Below are 18,514 nucleotides of genomic sequence, written 5' to 3'. Positions count from 1 at the left end.
CGTTTGATTCCGGATTAATGGGGTTGAAAATCGGAGGTTCTTCTTACCTGTTTGGAAGTATAACATCTAAACGAAGAGAATAAATTATAATTATTTAAATAATTTATTGAACTGAATAAAGAAAAATAACAAAATGTAATTTTTTTCACCCAGTACTTGGCCTTGCAAGGTACTATTCCGTATAGAGTTAGCAAGGTCAAAAAGAATTTCAAAATATGCGTCGAACCTAACTCAAGTTCGATGCTAACTAAACTCACAAAAATTCAAGACTATGATTATTTTAATTTTTCTCTTGTTCGCACTTGTCTTCCAGATTGTAGGAAGCTTGTTGAGTTGAGCAAAGCCCAAGACAATTGGATATGAAGATAGAAAACACACAAGTACAGATGAGAAAGGGCATTCTCGAGTTTTGCATTTTGCAAATCATTTCGAGAGGAGAGGTATACGCTTCAGATATGCTCGAAGAACTCACCTCAGCAAAAATCATGGTAGTAGAGGGTACGCTGTATCCACTGCTTACTCGCCTCAGAAAGGCTGGATTGGTAGATTACAAATGGGTGGAGTCCAAATCAGGGCCACCTAGGAAGTATTACACTATCACCGATGAGGGGAGTGAGTTTTTAGGTAAATTAGATGATACTTGGAAGGAATTAGTGTCGTCTACTAAAAAGATAAGTGCCAAAAAGGTGTCAAAAACCAAAACAGCCAAATCATGAAAACCTTCAACAAAACTATAAACCGAAATTTCCCAATGGGATGCCATTCTGTTGGATCAAGTATAAAATAAAAGACAATGAAGAAAAATATTAGTATCAATATAAGCGGTATTATTTTTCATATAGAAGAAGATGGATATGCTCAACTGAAGGAGTATTTAGAAACCATCAATAACTATTTTTCTAACTATGAAGATAGCGCCGAGATCATTGCAGATATTGAAAGTAGGGTGGCGGAGATATTCTTGTCCAAACTAGACGACGGCAAGCAAATCATTAATCATGATGATGTCCAATCTTTGATTGATACCATGGGAACAGTGGCTGATTTTGAGGCACTCGAGGATGATGCACCAGCTCACACTGAAGAAGAGCCTACTTCCGAAGAGAAACAGGAGAAAAAAGAAAAGCAAAAAGAAGAACAACGAGCTCATGATGCAAATGATCCAGGAAAACAAAAGCTTCACCGTGATGAAAAAAGAAAGGTCATTGGTGGTGTGGCTGCTGGTATTGCTTATTATTTCAGCATTGACCCACTCTGGATTCGATTGATAGCTGTATTGCTTCTGCTCAACATATTCGTAAGCTTTATGAGTGGAGCGGTACTCATGGCTTATATTATTCTTTGGATAGTCATCCCTGGGTCAACCACTCTGGGAGATGATGAAGAAGTAAAAAAGATGTTTCGGGATCCTGACAATCAGGTGTTGGGAGGAGTGTCTAGTGGTATTGCTGCTTATTTTGCAGCGGATGTTACTTTGATTCGACTGATTTTCGTGCTATCTATTTTCCTTGGTGGAACAGGTCTGATCATTTACATCATATTATGGATGATTACACCTGTCGCCAAGTCTCTTACCGACAAAATGCAGATGCAAGGAGAGCCGGTCACACTGTCAAATATTGAACACAACGTCAAGAAAAGTTTAAAACAAGAAGAAGGTGAAGAAAGTGCTGTGGCTAAAGTTTTACTTTTTCCATTTCGATTGATCGCTGCCTTGTTCACAGCCTTGGGTGGCTTGTTAGGGCCTTTTTCAAGAGTACTGATGGATGTTGTCAGAGTCTTTGCAGGTATCGTGATCACAATGATTGGTGTATCAGGTATGATTAGCTTGTTTGTAGCGGCTGGTGTACTGCTTGGACTGTTTACTGGTTTTGGAGATTGGATTAGTGCTACTTTCTTACCCGCCGGAATCTTGGCAGAGAGTGTTTCTGGATTTACTTTTCTAGCCGTTTTTTTAACAGCCTTTATCCCATTTTTAGTGTTGTGTCTGTTAGGCATTTCGATTATCACTAAGCGTATGGTGCTTCGAGCCCCATTAGGGTGGTCAATATTTGGTGTTTGGGTCATTTGCCTAATTAGTTTATCTATTGCAGTACCTAGCGTCATAGGAGAGTTCAGAAATGAAGGTTCATATAGAGAATCCAGAACATTTGACCTGAACAGGGCTGAACCGATCCTTTTGACCCTGGACTATGTGGACTTTCGTGGAATAGATGCTACCAGTCTGAAATTGCGTGGCCATAAGGATTCTGTCGTTCGACTAGACCTCAGATATGAAGCCCATGGCAGATCTCGTCAAGAAGCTGAAAAGAATGCTCAGATGATAACTTATGAGGTGCGTCAAAAAGATAATGAATTGATATTTGATTCAGATTATTCTTTTAAAAACAGGTCGAAGTTCAGAGCTCAGGAACTAGACATGACTTTGTATATCCCATACAATCAAAAATTTGTCATGGATGATGACATGGTTGATATTATTGAACATACCTTCAACCGCAATGGCTATAGGAGCTGGCAAATCACAACCACCAACGAATGGATTTTTACAGAAGATGGATTGGATTGCCTGACCTGCAGCGAACGATATAACTCTAAAGGTTTATTGGACCGAGGTGATCGAAAAAGTTCAAAATCTAAATTGAAGTCTAAATCTAAAAGAAAGGATAAGTATAAGGTGAAGTCATACGACGGCGAACCTATGAGCTTTGATATAGTAGATTTTGATGAGTTGGAAGTAGGAGGTATCTACAATGTTTACATCACTCAGGGAGATGATTATAAAATAGAAGTGAAAGGTAGAGAACGCTACAAACAAGATGTGCTGATTAAAAAATATGGAAACATTTTAGAGATAGATATGGCAGGTAGAAAGTGGGATATTCTTAAGGACCTTGATGATGAATTCCGATTGGATGTATTTATCACCATGCCTGGGCTGGAAAAAATCAATAGCAAAGGATTATCCTACTTCGAACTCAAAGATTTTGAAGTAGATGATTTGGAAATTGACCTGGGAGGTGCCTCTTCTGGAGAAATGAATTTGGAGGCTAGGGAACTAAAAATTTATTTAAATGGAGCAAGCTCCTTAGATCTGGAAGGAGAATCTGAGTATCTGGAAGTAGATGTATCTGGTGCTTCTACACTCAAGGCTTACGATCATGAATCTGAAACCGCTGATGTTTCTGCATCTGGAGCCTCAAATGTCCGAGTGAATGCCAACCGGCGACTCTCCGTAGATGCTAATGGTTTAAGCACTGTCCGATACAAAGGTGACGCTGATGTGAATGTCATCAATGAAGAAGAACTGAGTACCGTGAAAAGATCAGGTCGTTAAAAAAGAACACATTTCAAGTTTATAGTCTAACCCTGACTCTCGATTGCTATCGGGACGTCAGGGTTTTTTGTTTCTTTAAAGTTTCAATCGAGATGTTGATCAGTCACCTCCTCATAGGCCTTTCTTCTGTACTCCTGGATTTCTTTTTTTGACTGAATTAAAAAGCTGTCGGTGTATTTTTTATATTTTGAGGTTTGACTTAGTAACTTTTTAAAGCTTGACATTGCGACTTCTTGCGAATCAAATTTTATCAAATCAATCAAGTTAGCCGCAGGTATAGGTTGAGTTGAAGAGTTATCTCTTAATTTATCCACAATCTTCTGATACTTTAAAGTTTCATTCTTGAATCCATTTAGCTTTTCACTAGCTTCAGGGTGATTAATTAACTTTTCCCAACTTAGAAATAATAATGCATCAATGACTCCTTGATGAGCTTTTTTCAAAAGTTCCTCATATTTTTTGCTTGCCTTGTATAAGTCATAGTGCAAAGTTCTATCATCAGTTAATTTTTTAAAGTAAGAATCTATTTCCTTTAGGGCGTTAGTCAATTCTTTTTTAATTATATCTGGCTTTTCTTTAAGCTCTTTACCTAGTTTTTCCAAGGTGGACTCAACCTTTTGTAATTCATTTTCAGTGCTCTTTACCAGTTCAGCTAACTCTTTATTTCCACCAAGGCTGCCACCAAACAATTTTTCTTTCCAGCCTAAATTCTTAGAATTTTCATCAATCCTCCCTTTAAGAAATTTCGCCTGATTTTTGAGCTCATTTATCTGAGATTCTAGCTGATCAAAGTAAGTATGTTGCCCATTCACCACTTCTTTAAGCTTACGCTTTTGTTGCTGATTAAATCCCATGAGCCAAATGTATAAAATTACTCAAAAGGATCAGACCACTTTTCATCGATGTAGATGTTGCTTCCAGTCAGCGTTTTCATAAAGGCCAAAACGGCTGCTTTTTCTTGGTCAGTAATGGCTAAGTTTCGAACCATGTCACCGCCACCCCCTCGGCGTCCTCCGTCAGCCGAAAGCCTTCGGTCTGTATTGTTGCCCATCGGTACACTTTCATAATGCTCCAACACATCGTCAAAATCAGTAGAGAAACCATTGTGCATAAATGGACCATTGGCTGAGCCGTCGATCCCAAATAAGTCTCTTAGTGATGGTGATCGAGTCACCTCGGTATCCGCACCGCCATTTAGCGCGGTTATTATTCCATTATTTCTAGAGTCAGGATCAATATCAAATTCAGGTGCTCGATGGCAGGTGTTGCAGTCTAGACCGCCACCTACTCTTACGCCCTGATTATTCAGGTCAGCTCTTTGCATAAATAGCCTTTTGCCTTCATTTTCTAAATCCGTAAAATTGGAAAAGTTGTCATTGTTGTTACCCGAGGATGCTCTACCCATATCATATTTCGAATCAAAAGAAACAATACTCCTGATGAACTGGGCGAGGGCGTTCTGCATGCGAGATTCAGTGATTTCGCTATCTCCAAATGCCAAGGTAAATAGCTCTTGATAGTGACCTTCAGTATCCAATTTATTAATGAGACTATCGATATCAGGGTCACCATTTTGTCCGCTAAAGCCCATCTCCACATGATCCTGAATAGGCATGGTAGTTTGCTCTTCCAGACTACTTGCCCTCTCGTCCCAAAAGAAGTTCTCCTCTTCTGCGAATCTAGCATTGACCAATCGCATGCTATGACGACCAGTAGAACCATTTACCCCAACTGATGCTATGGCTTGATCCCCAAAGGCAAAGGCTTGCTGATGACAGCTGGCACAGGAGATAGTGTTATCAGAAGAAAGCTTTTTGTCGTAAAACAGTACACGACCTAAAAGAGCCCCGCCATCTGTGATGCTATTGCCGCCAGTGTTATCCTCATTGATATAGTTAGGAATAGCTTGATTTGCGTAGTTGGGAAGGTTTGTTGGGTCGAGGTTGTCACCAAAGGTGGCCATCACCATATCAAATGAAAGATTGGGCGAAACCTCAATCTCTTCGGACTCCATTGCATCGCAGGAGTAAAGGAAAATTGTAAGTGTAATTAGGGAAAACTGATAAAATGAAATCTTCATATCACGTGTTTATTTGTTTAATATAAAACGCGATAGATGTATTTAACCCTCCTGAGTTTTAAAGAGTATTAGCCAGTATTCATCTGGTATTTAGGACGCTTGGTCGAAACTTGTTCGCATGTCACTTGCTTTCATCTATATAAGAAGCCAATTTATTGATTTTAGATTCACGCGGCGTACCTCTGGTGGCCCACAGGATTTTACCTTCCGGATCTAGTATGAAAAAATAGGGCGTGTCTTTTCTGCCCAGCATATCTAGAATCTTCTGATAACTTTTTAGTTCACCCGTCTCAAAGAGAGTGTGTGGCTTGAGTACCTCATCCATTTCATTCATCATTTTGTTTTTTACTACATCCTTTAGAGCCACAGTCATGCCACTGAACATGTAAACAAAGTAAGTATTGACATCATAGCCTATTTGCAATCCCGGAGGCTCTGCGATAAACTTTTTGTATATGGGTACCACCCAGTTAGGCATTTTATCCGCTGATTTTTTATTGTAGGCCAGCCCAATGATTGAGTACTTTCCTTTTATATCATCTGGGAGTGAAATGCTATTGTCAAACAAATCTTCAGTCGGCATTTCTGGAAATATAGAGCCGATAGCATCTGACTCCTGAGCAAAGCTGCTGAATGTAAAAAGGAAACTAAATAGGATGGTAGTGATTTTCATAGTTGATTCGTTTGTAGTGATTAAGATATTCAATGTTACCTAACTAATCATACCTAGAGCTCCGATATTGTTTCACGCGGTTCATTTATTAATTCAATAAATTTACAAACCGATGCAACCCGATGCAACCAATCTGCATCTTGTCCATGAATTCATAACCAATGGGTTTCAAAATAGGTCAAATAAACTCCGAATCTGAGCTGATCCGTCAGTGCAAGCGTCAAGACAGGCGCGCTCAAAAGCTGCTATATGAGCAGCAGGCTCCGGTGATGCTCACTGTGTGTAGACGATATATCAGTGATGTGGATATGGCTGAAGAAATGATGCTCAGTGGATTTGTGAAGGTCTTTGGAAAGATAGATCAGTTTAAGGGTGAGGGTAGTTTTCAAGGGTGGATTAGAAGAATTATGGTGACGACTTGTCTGGAATGGATAAGAAACAATAGGCAGTTGTACAAAGAAGTGGATTTGGATGAAATCAATCCGGCTGTGGATTTTGAAACAGCAGATCAAAGCCTAGAAGCGGAAGATTTGATGTTGATGATTCGGGAATTGCCACAAGGGTATCAAACCATTTTTAACCTGTATGCGATTGAGGGGTACAATCACAAAGAGATTGCAGAACAGCTAGAGATTTCTGTTAATACTTCCAAATCGCAGTTGAGTAGAGCAAGAAGTTTACTGCAGAAGAAGTTAGCAGAAAACGAAAGGGAACTTAAAAAGAGAGACAATGGAAGCTAAAGAGACGGATAAGTTATTTCGAGATAAACTGAAAAATTCTCCATCTGTGCCAAAGGTGGATAGCTGGGGAAAGCTGGAAGCCATGCTCGACGAAAAGCAGAAAGCTCCTGTCTTTACGATATGGCGGGTGGCTGCGGCAGTGTTGATATTACTTGTTTCCGGTTGGGTGGCCTTCCTATGGAATAATGAATCGCCAACCGAAGATCAAGTGGCCTTAATTGAAGTTTCTTCTAAGCTAATACAGGAAAAAGAGCCAGTGGCTAACGAAATGCAGGATGAACCACAGTTGGTGGCGGAACTTGATGAGCCTATTAAAGAAGTACAACGGTCTACAGTTGTGTTAAAAACAGCGGAACCTTTGGAGCGAACACAGCCTCTGGCAAAATCAGAAACTGATAAGGAAACTGAAGTGATGGAAACTGATGAAATATTGGAAATAGAAGAAACGCAATTGGCAGAAGCTGAAATCGAAACTCCCAAAACAGAAAATCAGGCTACAAAGAAAAAAATCAAATCTATCAGAATCACCTATAAGCGTGGAAGTAGGTCATTGCCTAAACAAGAAGAGATGATTGCTGAACAAAAGACTGATACAACCAGTGGGAACAAAATAAAGGAAATATGGGAGCAAACCCGCGAAATAAAACCAGGAGAACTCTGGGCAGATATTAGAGATGCCAAAGACAACCTCTTTCAAAAAAACTCAAAAAAGAATAACGTCAAAAACTTAAATAAATAATACAATGAAAAGATTAGGACTATTTATACTCTCAGGTGTCCTTGCCATAGGAGCTAGGGCAGGAGATCCGATACAGGAAGATACCGTGGTGATAGAGTTTGGAGAACGCAGTAAGATGGTTATCTATGCGGAAACTGAAGAGGACCTGAAAGACCTTGAAGAATACGATATTAATGCCATGATTGGTGAACTGAACCAAAGTATAGATTCTACTTCTTCTGATACAGAAGAAATAAGCATAGTCAATGAGTCTGATAAATACAGGAAGGACACTAATGTAGATGTTGATAAGTCTACTGAACCCTTGAGTTACTATGGAGATGATAGCTATCAAGACGATAAATATGAAAGAAGATATGATCGGGATGACTATGGGAGCCGATTCGATGATTACGATGACGATGAATACGTAAGAGTTGATCGGCGTAAGCCTCGTGGCAGAGGTACATACGGTACGTTTGAAGTGGAGTTGGGAATGAACAACTGGCTGGAGAACGGCTCTTTCCCAGACAATAATAATGCGGCCTATGCGGTCAAACCCTGGGGTTCATGGTATGTAGGGGTTGGTGGAGCATATCACACGAGGATAGCAGGGCCTCTAAAATTGAAGTGGGGTGGAAATATGACTTGGTACAACTGGAAAATGGAAAATACAGCTGTGCGAATCACCAAAACTGATGCCGAAACCACTTTTGTGGAAGACCCGAATATCAACGGTAAGAAAAGTAAACTAGCCGCCACTTATGTTAATGCTAGCTTGATGCCCATGCTAGAGTTTAATTCAAGAGGAAGAAATCGTGGGTGGAATTGGAGTAAATACAGTAATAGAGGATTTAGAATCGGAGCTGGAATGTATGCAGGTTACCGTATAGATAGCTGGACTAAAATCAAATACTCGGAAAACGGTGATAATAAGAAGGATAAGGACAAGGGTAATTACTATCTGAATAATTTCAGATACGGGATAAAAGCGCAGGTAGGATTCAGAGGCATGGACTTGTTCTTCAATTATGATCTAAATGATGTCTTTGCTGAAGGCAGAGGGCCAGAGTTGCAAGCGATAAGCTTTGGATTTATTTTATAATAAAGTTCGGAATTGATATACAAAAAAGTCCCGTCAAACCTGACGGGACTTTTTTGTTACATTTGGATGATTTTGGTTTACTCCGCAGCTGCAGCCGCTTTAGCCCTGTCTTTTTCGATTTTCTTTCTGGATTTACCGAGTGGTCCAAGGAAATGTTTCGGGTTTTGATCAAAGTGAATCAAAAGCTGATCTAAATCTTGAATGGTCTTGTTTAGGTTGTTGTAAAGACTGTCTTCTTTTAAAATTTTACCGACAGTTCCATTTCCTGCATTGATATCATCTAAAAGCAATGTCAGTTCAGCAAGTGTTCCATTTAATGAGTTTAGTGTGCTGTCAAGTGGTAAGTCATTGACCATACTAATGGTAGAGTCGGCATTGAGTAAAATGGGTTCAAGCATGTCAACCTTGGTATTTACATTGGCTAGCAAAGTGTTTACCCCGGTTAGGGTCTGCTTCAAGTTTTGGTTGTTTTGTCTTACAAAAAGATTGACACCTTTTAGTGTAGTATTAAGTGATTGCAAAACGGCTTTGATATCTTCACCAGCGCCTTCCATTCCTAGCAAAATTTCATTGATTCTTCTAATCGTTACTGTAAGGTTCGAAGTAATGGGTTCGGCACTTTCAAATAGCGCTGCCAAGCCTTTGTCTATGTCAGACCTTAGGGTATCACCACTTTCTAAGGGTTTAGATAAGTCACCAATTTGTAGCAAAATAGCTTTGCTACCTAAGAAATCACTGTTGGTTAGTTGAGCCACAGTGGAATCTCCCAAGACTACATTTTCATCCACGTCTAGTTCTACAATAATCTTATTGTCTCTCTCTTGTAAAATGCCAATTGAGCTCACACGGCCCACAGCATAGCCGTTGACAATCACAGGATTTGAAACATTCAATCCATCAATATTCTTGTAGAGAACATAATACTTATTGGTAGGAGAGAAGAAGTCCTTTCCTTTCAAATAGTTGAATCCGAGATAGAGGATGGCACTTGAGATGATGGCGAACAAGCCTACTTTTACTTCTTTGCTCACGTTTAGGTTTAATTTTTAGATTCTATTTCGGTTTTGTAATCACGAAACGCACGGTAGATACCAGATGCGATATAGGTTTGTTGCAATTTATCATTTAATTCCTTCTCCTCCTTGGGATTACTCAAAAATCCAGTTTCGACTAATATACTGGGCATAGCAGAGCTCCAAAGCAAGTACAGGCTCGACTGTTTAACGCCTCTGCTTTTTCTTCCTACACGATTTTTGAATTGGTCTTCTACATTCGTAGCCAACAGAATGCTTTGCTCTTGGTAGACGGACTGTGTTAATGAAAATAGAATATACGACTCAGGTGAATTCGGGTCAAAGCCCTGATAGGTTTCTTCGTAATTCTCTTCTAGAAGTATTACAGAATTTTCTCTTTTGGCCACCTCAAAATTTCTATCAAAATTTTTGAGACCCATGACATAAGTCTCTGTGCCATGCACCTCGTTGCTCCAGGGTGCATTATTGCAATGGATGGATATGAAAAGATCAGCGTCATTTTTGTTGGCTAAATCAGATCTCTCGAAAAGAGTTGGAAAACTATCATCCTGTCGAGTATAAATGACCTCTACCTCAGGCATATATTTTTTAATGATTTTACCGGTCTCCATCGCTATGCTCAGCGCAATGTCTTTCTCTTTAGAATAAGACCCAAAAGTGCCAGGGTCTTTGCCTCCATGGCCGGCATCAATCACAATTTTTCTAATGGTCACATCCTTTACCCCGGTGTAGTTGAAGGAGCTCAAAATGAACAAAATCGAAAAAAATGATATTGCAAAAATATTTTTCATCCAGATACGCTAGTTTAAATTATAATGGCAATATTTTTGTACAAAAATGTAAATTTTTACTCGTAACTGAAAACCCCTGGTGCGCATTATCAAGTACGTAGTCCCATTTCTTTTTCTCATTTCCGTTAGGTTTTCAGCTTTTGGTCAAGTTCCCACACTAGATACGGCTCAAATCCTGCAGCAATTGCCTCAATTGGTCGATTCTTTGGGTCTTCGAGACTCTTTAGTGAATCATCCTGAGTACTTGCCGCTAATCGCCGATTCCGCTCAGCACATTTTGGGTGCAGACGCCGCTGTCATCGATAGTTTGGCAGAAAGTCTGGGGATTGATCCCGCTGTGGTAGACAGTTTAACAGAAACCGTGCCTGAAGCTGTGACCAAGAAGCCTAAAGGTGATATTGAGACTACGATTGATTATAAGGCCAGCGACTCTATTTTCTTTGATTTAGAAAATCAAATGATGTATCTGTATGGAGATTCTAAAATTGACTACGGAGACATATCGCTATCTGCAGAGCGAATTTCGCTGGATTGGGTGACCAACTCCATTCAGGCGAAATATGTAATCGATACTACAGGAAGAAAAGTAGGAAAGCCGGTATTTACTGAAAAACAGGATGTGTACGAAACCGACGATATTAAGTACAATTTCAAGTCGAAGCGAGCACTGATCAACGGGGTGATTACCGAGCAGGATGGAGCTTTTATGCATGGTGAAAAGGTGAAGAAAAACGAAAAAGATGAGATGTTTATCAGAGGGGCCAAATACACTACTTGCGACCATGCCTACCCGCACTACTACATCAAATCATCTAAATTGAAGGTAATCCCCAACAACAAGGTAGTTTCTGGTCCATTCAATTTATACTTTGGGGAAATAGCAACGCCAATTGGATTCGCATTTGGTATGTTCCCTCAGCCAAAAGAAAAGGCTTCAGGAATCATTTTTCCATCATATGGCGAAGATCAGCAGCGTGGTTTTTTCCTAAGGAACGGCGGGTATTATTTCGATATCAATGATTACATGGATCTGAAATTGACCGGAGACATTTTCACCAATGGAAGTTATGGCCTACAAAGTGTTTCGACCTATCGAAAGAGATATGCATTTTCTGGTAATTTCAACCTGAGATACAATAAGACTAATAGCACACAGTTTGAGGATGATTCGTTCTCAAAGGATTTTTGGTTGAATTGGTCACATAGTCCGCAGTCGGTCGGGACTTCTCGATTTTCAGCTTCGGTATCGGCGGGTACATCTACTTATTCTGCAAACGCCAACAATGTAGGTTATGACTATCAACAAAGTGTAAATGCACAATTCAACTCGAATATTTCTTACTCAAAGACTTTTCAGGGGACTCCGTTCAATTTGAGTGTCAATGCCAGACATAGCCAAAATATCAGTACAGAAATTGTCAATGTGACCTTGCCAGAAATGAGTTTCAATATGAACAGAATTTACCCATTTAAAAATATGGTGAGCTCAAAGAACGGTATATTAAGCAAATTGGGATTCTCCTATAATCTGGTGGCAAAAAGTGAATTATCCAATTCCGCGGTTGCTAACCCCAGCTTTGACGTGGTTAATAGAAATCCGCTGGATGATAGTGTGATTGGTTTTAGCTCGGATAACCTAGCCACATTATTTGATCGAGCCAAGCTGGGAGCGAGGCACACCATTCCAATTGCGACTTCTTTCAACGTGATGAAATATTTGACGGTCAGTCCTAGTTTCAACTACACTGAAGTATGGTATCCTAAAGAACTGCAATACACTTATGATCCAGTAGAAGAAGGAGTGAGAGTGGACACATTGAGACAATTTTCTAGAGCGGGCTGGTACAGTTCAGGAGCGTCGGTGTCTACGCGGTTTTACGGGATGTATAATTTTGGTGGGGGCAAGGTTAAAGCGATTAGACACGTTATCACACCTAGTGTAGGTTTTAGTTACAGTCCTGATTTTGGAGATCCTTCGAAGGGCAATTATAGTGAGGTGCAGATTGACGAAGACGGAAACACACGTACATTGTCTAAGTATCAGGGCTTTGCTTATGGAGGGCCACCTCAAGGTGAAAGTGCCAGTTTATCCTTTTCTATGAATCATAACTTAGAAATGAAGGTAAAGGCAAAAAACGACTCTATAGAAGAATATAAAAAGGTGAAAATATTTGACAACCTATCCATGTCTTCAGGTTATAATTTCTTGGCAGATTCTTTCAATCTGAGTAACATCAACTGGAACGCCCGTACGAGCTTGTTTAATAGAGTGGTGAGCCTAAATATGAGTGGAACAATTGATCCTTATGTGTACGTGTTGGACAGTATAGGTTCTAATGATCAGGTTTATCAACGAAGAATCAATCGACTGGCTTGGGACAATGGAGAAGGCTTGGGTCGACTGACCAGAGCCAATGTAGCAATAGGACTTAATTTGAAACCAAAAGGGAGTAAGTCAAAAGAAGGTCAGCAGGGTCAAGGCGTGGGCATGAACCCAGATCATATTAATAACTCAGATCCAGACAATCCATTTTTGCCAGGTATGGAGGAGAATCAAATTGCTGGAAATGTAAACCAGTTTATTTCAAGAGATCCTAACCAGTATGTGCCTTTCGACGTTCCCTGGGCGCTGAATGTAAACTACGCGTTCAACTATACCAAGAATGGGTTCAATGACCCGGTCATTACCCAAACGCTGAATTTCAATGGTAATTTGAGTATTACTGATAAAACCCGAATTGGTTTTAACTCAGGATATGATATAAAGAATAAGGAGTTTACCGTAACTCGTTTAAATATCGGTAGAGATTTACACTGCTGGACGTTAAATTTCAACTGGGTGCCGTTTGGTCCTCGCCAATCTTATTTTGTTGAAATACGTGTAAACTCTCAGCTGCTGAAAGATCTGAAACTGGACAAAAAGAGCCGTTCTACGTTCACCAGTTTTTAAGGTCGATTAGACTTCATCACTTTTAATAATTTCCTAATAGAGAAGAGATATAAACCTCGGAAGGTTTATATGATATTCGGGTTAGCTTTGCGTGCCTACTATGAACAACAATAACTCAATTTTCACCCTCCAATTCGCTCTGCTATGCTTGAGTGGGTTTCTGTTTTTCGGAAGTTTCAATATGATTGTCCCAGAGTTGCCATCCTATCTGGATAGCCTGGGAGGAGGAGAATACAAAGGGCTTATTATTGCCCTATTCACCGTCACGGCAGGATTGTCCAGACCCTTCAGTGGTAAGTTGGCCGACAAAGTCGGTCGAATTCCTGTGATGGTTGTAGGGGCTTTGGTGAGTGGTATCGCTGCGCTGATCTACCCCTTTGTGACTGGAATTATTGGCTTTTTTGCACTGAGATTCTTTCATGGATTTTCTACAGGATTCAAACCTACCGGTACCTCGGCTTATGTGGCGGATATTGTGCCAGCCGCAAGAAGGGGAGAAGCGATGGGCATCGTTGGATTCTTCAGTAGTTTAGGAATGGCAGCCGGACCAGCGATTGGTTCTTTCATTGCGTCTAGTGCAGGATTGAATGCTATGTTTTATAGCTCCTCTTCATTTGCTATACTTTCCGTTTTGATTTTGATCGGGATGAAAGAGTCATTGAAAGATCGAGAGAAACTATCTGCCAGTCATTTTTATGTAAAACCCAACGAAGTCTTCGAGCCCAATGTGATTTCACCTTCATTGATGATGATGTTATCGGTGTTTTCTTTTGGAGCTATTCTTACGGTAATACCCGATTTGAGTGATAAACTTGGCTTCCCTAATCGTGGACTGTTTTTTACCTTTTTTACCATTGCTTCCTTGTTGGTGAGAATTGTTGCCGGCAAAGCGTCGGATAAATATGGAAGAATTCCAGTGCTCAAAATAGGGAGTATGATTTTGCTGGTGGCTATGCTACTGTTAGCCAATACCGATAACCAAACTATGTTTGTAATCAGTGGTGTGGCGTTTGGTTTGGGCGTAGGGATTTGTTCACCCACCATTTTTGCCTGGACGATTGACCTTAGCAATGAAGCGCATCGAGGGAGAGGAATTGCTACCATGTACATTGCACTGGAGATAGGCATTGGTATGGGTGCTTTCTTATCGGGCCTCATCTACAACAATGAACTGGCAAACATCTCTTTGGTCTTTTATATTGCTTCGGCGACCGTTTTAATTGGACTCATCTATTTATATTCGAATCCGGTTAAGAAATTGGCGCTAGCTAGTCAACCGGCCTCAGAGCAAGCTCATGAGGATTGATTAAGAAAATAATAGTTTACAAGTTAAGTGTTTGGGCATTAAACCCTCACTTCGTGAGTAAAGCAATGTAGATAGATGAAAGACGAAAAAACAGCCCAGATTCTCAAGTATGTATTTATTGTCATCGCGGTAGCTGAACTGCTCAGTCATGCGATGGAGTGGAGTTGGCTCAATCAGTTCACCAAACCGCTGTTGATGCCTGTGTTGCTGGTATACTTTCGAAAAGGCATGAGAGTGCCTGTGAATCTATCCTTCATTTTAGCTGTATTTGCCTTACTCTTTTCCTGGTTTGGAGATGTAGCCTTGATGTATGTGGGTGAAGCGGATTGGTTCTTTTTGCTAGGACTTGGTGCCTTCGCTGTCGCGCAAACGTTATACTTTTTCTCGTTCAAAAATGCTAAAACGCAGGGTGGAGGTGATAATTTCGCTCCGATTCAGCATATGTTTAATGTCTTGCCATTTGCGGTATTTGCTATTGGGTTGCTGTACACCCTTTGGCCTTCTTTAGATGGTTTGAAGATTCCAGTAACCATCTATGCCACTTTGATTTGTACGATGGCACTAGGAGCGGTATATAGAAATGGCCGAACCAATACGGAAAGCTTCAATCAAGTGGTCTTCGGTGCCATCCTTTTCATCTTATCCGATTCGCTCATCGCGATCAACAAATTCTACGCTCCCATGGAAAACGCCTCCATCTGGATCATGGGCACCTACATCCTCGCCCAGTGGAATATTATTAATGGGTTATTGAAGGGTTATAATGGGAGGGGGTAAGTGCTATAAAATTAAATTTATTGAGATGTGCTGCCTCAAGATTTAAACTTCTAATATCGCTGAAATTTTAATATTCAGATTAATAACTTTAAAACTGACAGTGTTTTGTCAGTAAATATGCCATAACCAATTGTTAATTTTTGTTAATTATGTCGATATGGCAGTGTTGACCTTTTGGCAAGACAGTTGTAAGAAACATGCCAATCAATCCAATGTGAACCAATCGGCATGTTTTGATGATCTAAACGAGTAGACCTTCATGTTTCGCGACGCGAAGATATTAATTTTATTAGGATTATCAAATAATACGAGATGATCTCGGGTAGGTTGAGAAATTTTAATAAAATAAATAATATCATGAAAAAAAACATTCATGTTTTAACCAGTTCAAATGGAAATTGGGCTGTAAAGAAGGAAGGTGCTCTGCTCGCTTCAAAAATTGCATCAACACAAAAAGATGCAATAAGACAAGCAAGGGAATTAGCGATTGCCAACAAGTCAGAAATGCTAGTTCATGGAATAGATGGGAAAATCCGTCAGAAGAACTCCTATGGTAATGATAGTTTTCCACCAAAAGGTTAGTTGCAATGGGAAATTACAAAATATCATTAAATCAGTTAGCAGAATTTTATAATGCAACTGATGCAGGTAAGGAGAAGATTGTTAATCAGCAAATGAAACCAAATCCTTTTTTAATTCCTTGGTATCAATTGCCTAAGGCACGATTGAAAAAAAGTCTGGGTGACAACGGGAATTTAGATCCAGTTATTGATGCTTTAGGTATATTGAAGTCAAGAGTTCCGAAAAATAGGAGGCAAGAAATTGATAGACAAGTATCTATTGAAGCTCTTGAACGATTTGTTGAAATGCAACTACCATCAATTTTTAAGGAGACCGAATATGAGGTGATAAAGCCCAAAAGGAAGTCTACAATTATTGGAGGTGTAGATGTTCTGGTGGCTCCAGATCTTGTTATTAAAAGTCAAATTGATGGAGATGTATTTTATGGAGGTGTGAAAATTCACATTTCAAAAGGAAAGCCATTTTCCATTCAACAGGGTAAAATTGTTTCGGATACGATTCTTACATATCTGACTGCTGAAGTCATAAAACCTGGTGAATTTGTTCTTCCCGAGGCTTGTTATTGTCTTGATATCTTTGCTGGAAGAATTGTCCCTGCTAAAGCCGAAGATCACATAACTTCAAGTGAGGTTCGAAATATATGTAAAAAAGTGAAGCAGGTTTGGGATTCTATTAATGACTAAGATAAAGCCTCAATGAAAGTTGGGGCTTTTATTAATTGAGTACATGTTTTTGCCGATTGCTGGATTTTTCGCAAAGGCTATGACAACCTACGAACCTAGAAGGTAACCCTACTAAATGGGTAATGCCGCTTGTTTGAATAATGCTCTTCTAGCTATTTGGCATTAGCTAAGATGCCCGTTAATCTTTCAGCCAATCAAATATCACCAGATTGCCAAATAGCATGGTGAAAGCATAGCCAATGTCTTCGATGGGAATGGTGAGGAGCCTGATGCCTAGATTCTCCTGGTTATCATACCACACCACTGGTGCTTCACTTAATACCCCAGTGAGCAACCCATTGACGATAAAGAACGGAACGAGTATAATCAGGAAGGAGATGTAAAACTGCTGCAGCCGTCTGATGTTGAATAGGATGCCAAGTGACAGGGTAATGAGCAGAAAAGAATAGTTGACTGCGGTGTAGGCTCTGGTAGGGTAGATGATGATCAGCGATGCTGCCGTGAGCACGATCAAAGCAGAAATGATTTGCGTCAGTTGCTTATTTAGCTTCAGTTTTGGGAAAGCGTAGAAAAACGCAAAATGCGTAAACAGGCTACAGAAAGGAATGATGAAAAAGAATAACCATTCTTCGATAGGCATACGCAAGATGTATAGACCCAAGCAGTAGTCATCATTGAACCCCCATACACCCCAGGAGGTGAAAAAAGCATCCCATATCAAAAATAAGACAGCGATACTGGCTGTAGATAAAAAGAACTTTTTCCAGTGGATAATGAAATCACAGACAAAAATGGAGTAGAGCATGGGTACGATGACAGAACCCATGAGTATGTAGAAATACATGGGTGTCATTGGACTGCTTTTCTAAAGTATTTTTTAGGTACCAGCAGCATGCCAAAGCACTCGCCATCTTCTTTATTCAAATGTTTGTGATGTGTTTTGTGCGCCTTTCTTAGACCAACGAGGTAGTTGTTTTTGGTGTGTTTGAACCATGGAAGTCTTTGGTGGATCAATACATCATGAACCAGAAAATAAGCAATTCCATAAAACAAGATGCCCAGTGCTATGAAAAATTTAAAGTTGATATCAGGGACTGTTCCAAGGTAAAAAAGAATGATACTCGGAATTGCCCCAATGACGAAGAAAGTGTCATTTTTTTCAAAAAGATTTTGGTACTTCGGTTGATGGTGATCTTCGTGCAAATACCACAAAAAACCATGCATCACATACTTGTGCGTGAGCCAGGTGACTACTTCCATCAGGCTAAACGTAACTATAGTGATGAGTATATAGAAAGCTATCATAGCGAAGTATTTTTATAAATGTAATCATCTAGCAAGTCCGATTCATCATTGACCTCCAATATTTCGGTGAGTATGCATTTGTCTTCTTCTATGTTTTCGTTGTAACCCAGGATTTTTGGAGTACTCTCTTGGAGCAGCAATCGAACGTATCTTAAATGGACGTTGGTTGGGTTGGCTTCGATCAGTTCATCTAGCTTTTGTTTGACAGTTACAAAGGTCTTGTATTTGAAAATCGGATTGATCCCATATTCAGCCTGTTTCATTTCTACAGCACACACATATCCAAGTTTGGTAGGGTCTGAATCGTCTTGGTATTTGTCTATAAATGCGAGTTCTTCCTCTCTGGTTTCAAGGAGGTGAAACTCATGCACTACATGAGTTTGAATAATAGAATCGGTAGAGAGGAAGCCTAAAAACAACAGGAGCTGCATGA

General features: G+C 39.9%; 18 protein-coding genes. 10 read left to right on the top strand and 8 right to left on the bottom strand.

The genetic code is table 11. The features are described 5' to 3' along the window. Positions 1 to 359: 359 nt before the first annotated feature. Together ACO6S2_RS14825 and ACO6S2_RS14820 are read left to right on the top strand one after the other, a co-directional pair. On the top strand, positions 360 to 716 hold the full coding sequence (locus ACO6S2_RS14825; protein ID WP_422359337.1) for a PadR family transcriptional regulator: 357 nt from the start codon (positions 360 to 362) through the stop codon (positions 714 to 716). 77 nt (positions 717 to 793) lie between these two features. Beyond that, the gene (locus ACO6S2_RS14820; protein ID WP_422359336.1) at positions 794 to 3,337 is read left to right on the top strand and encodes a PspC domain-containing protein; all 2,544 of its coding nucleotides are present in this window, start codon (positions 794 to 796) and stop codon (positions 3,335 to 3,337) included. Positions 3,338 to 3,420: 83 nt separating this feature from the next. Here the strand turns inward: ACO6S2_RS14820 and ACO6S2_RS14815 are convergent, their stop codons facing one another. From ACO6S2_RS14815 to ACO6S2_RS14805, 3 genes are all read right to left on the bottom strand, one after another. After that, a complete protein-coding gene (locus ACO6S2_RS14815; RefSeq protein WP_422359335.1) occupies positions 3,421 to 4,191 on the bottom strand; it encodes a hypothetical protein in 771 nt (256 codons plus the stop codon). A gap of 17 nt (positions 4,192 to 4,208) precedes the next feature. Beyond that, positions 4,209 to 5,417, bottom strand: coding sequence for a cytochrome-c peroxidase (locus tag ACO6S2_RS14810; RefSeq protein ID WP_422359334.1), 1,209 nt, complete (start codon positions 5,415 to 5,417; stop codon positions 4,209 to 4,211). A gap of 121 nt (positions 5,418 to 5,538) precedes the next feature. Beyond that, positions 5,539 to 6,090, bottom strand: coding sequence for a hypothetical protein (locus ACO6S2_RS14805; RefSeq protein WP_422359333.1), 552 nt, complete (start codon positions 6,088 to 6,090; stop codon positions 5,539 to 5,541). A gap of 161 nt (positions 6,091 to 6,251) precedes the next feature. Here ACO6S2_RS14805 and ACO6S2_RS14800 point away from each other — a divergent pair, with 161 nt between their 5' ends. Genes ACO6S2_RS14800 through ACO6S2_RS14790 form a run of 3 tightly spaced genes read left to right on the top strand, consistent with a single transcriptional unit; the run spans position 6,252 to position 8,653 of the window. After that, complete coding sequence (locus tag ACO6S2_RS14800) at positions 6,252 to 6,830, top strand: RNA polymerase sigma factor (protein ID WP_422359332.1); 579 nt, start codon at positions 6,252 to 6,254, stop codon at positions 6,828 to 6,830. Next, positions 6,820 to 7,569 carry a hypothetical protein gene (locus ACO6S2_RS14795; protein ID WP_422359331.1) on the top strand — a complete coding sequence of 250 codons (750 nt, stop codon included), beginning with the start codon at positions 6,820 to 6,822 and terminating at the stop codon, positions 7,567 to 7,569. Before ACO6S2_RS14800 ends, ACO6S2_RS14795 begins: the two co-directional genes overlap by 11 nt. A gap of 4 nt (positions 7,570 to 7,573) precedes the next feature. Beyond that, positions 7,574 to 8,653: a hypothetical protein gene (locus tag ACO6S2_RS14790; RefSeq protein WP_422359330.1), complete on the top strand. Its 1,080-nt coding sequence runs from the start codon at positions 7,574 to 7,576 to the stop codon at positions 8,651 to 8,653. 77 nt (positions 8,654 to 8,730) lie between these two features. Here the strand turns inward: ACO6S2_RS14790 and ACO6S2_RS14785 are convergent, their stop codons facing one another. Further along, the gene (locus ACO6S2_RS14785; RefSeq protein WP_422359329.1) at positions 8,731 to 9,684 is read right to left on the bottom strand and encodes an MlaD family protein; all 954 of its coding nucleotides are present in this window, start codon (positions 9,682 to 9,684) and stop codon (positions 8,731 to 8,733) included. Positions 9,685 to 9,692: 8 nt separating this feature from the next. Beyond that, positions 9,693 to 10,478 (bottom strand): N-acetylmuramoyl-L-alanine amidase family protein, encoded by a 786-nt coding sequence (locus tag ACO6S2_RS14780; protein ID WP_422359328.1) that lies wholly within the window; start codon positions 10,476 to 10,478, stop codon positions 9,693 to 9,695. Between the two features lie 79 nt (positions 10,479 to 10,557). On the opposite strand from ACO6S2_RS14780, the gene ACO6S2_RS14775 reads away from it, so the two are divergent. The 5 genes from ACO6S2_RS14775 (at position 10,558) to ACO6S2_RS14755 (ending at position 16,776) form a co-directional block, all read left to right on the top strand. Beyond that, positions 10,558 to 13,428: a putative LPS assembly protein LptD gene (locus tag ACO6S2_RS14775; RefSeq protein ID WP_422359327.1), complete on the top strand. Its 2,871-nt coding sequence runs from the start codon at positions 10,558 to 10,560 to the stop codon at positions 13,426 to 13,428. Between the two features lie 100 nt (positions 13,429 to 13,528). Continuing rightward, a complete protein-coding gene (locus tag ACO6S2_RS14770) occupies positions 13,529 to 14,734 on the top strand; it encodes an MFS transporter (protein WP_422359326.1) in 1,206 nt (401 codons plus the stop codon). A gap of 75 nt (positions 14,735 to 14,809) precedes the next feature. After that, on the top strand, positions 14,810 to 15,511 hold the full coding sequence (locus ACO6S2_RS14765) for a lysoplasmalogenase (protein WP_422359325.1): 702 nt from the start codon (positions 14,810 to 14,812) through the stop codon (positions 15,509 to 15,511). A 357-nt stretch (positions 15,512 to 15,868) separates the two neighbouring features. Continuing rightward, complete coding sequence (locus ACO6S2_RS14760) at positions 15,869 to 16,093, top strand: DUF2188 domain-containing protein (protein WP_422359324.1); 225 nt, start codon at positions 15,869 to 15,871, stop codon at positions 16,091 to 16,093. Positions 16,094 to 16,098: 5 nt separating this feature from the next. Beyond that, positions 16,099 to 16,776 carry a hypothetical protein gene (locus ACO6S2_RS14755; RefSeq protein ID WP_422359323.1) on the top strand — a complete coding sequence of 226 codons (678 nt, stop codon included), beginning with the start codon at positions 16,099 to 16,101 and terminating at the stop codon, positions 16,774 to 16,776. Positions 16,777 to 16,954: 178 nt separating this feature from the next. Here ACO6S2_RS14755 and ACO6S2_RS14750 read toward each other — a convergent pair whose 3' ends face one another. The 3 genes from ACO6S2_RS14750 to ACO6S2_RS14740 are packed head-to-tail and all read right to left on the bottom strand — an operon-like array spanning position 16,955 to position 18,512. Next, positions 16,955 to 17,620, bottom strand: coding sequence for a lycopene cyclase domain-containing protein (locus ACO6S2_RS14750; protein WP_422359322.1), 666 nt, complete (start codon positions 17,618 to 17,620; stop codon positions 16,955 to 16,957). A gap of 5 nt (positions 17,621 to 17,625) precedes the next feature. Further along, positions 17,626 to 18,081 (bottom strand): beta-carotene hydroxylase, encoded by a 456-nt coding sequence (locus ACO6S2_RS14745; RefSeq protein WP_422359321.1) that lies wholly within the window; start codon positions 18,079 to 18,081, stop codon positions 17,626 to 17,628. Beyond that, the gene (locus ACO6S2_RS14740) at positions 18,078 to 18,512 is read right to left on the bottom strand and encodes a hypothetical protein (RefSeq protein WP_422359320.1); all 435 of its coding nucleotides are present in this window, start codon (positions 18,510 to 18,512) and stop codon (positions 18,078 to 18,080) included. Before ACO6S2_RS14740 ends, ACO6S2_RS14745 begins: the two co-directional genes overlap by 4 nt. Positions 18,513 to 18,514 lie beyond the last annotated feature (2 nt).

Source organism: Reichenbachiella sp., from assembly GCF_965233835.1.
Taxonomy (GTDB): domain Bacteria; phylum Bacteroidota; class Bacteroidia; order Cytophagales; family Cyclobacteriaceae; genus Reichenbachiella.
This window is presented reverse-complemented; position numbering and strand designations above follow the sequence as displayed.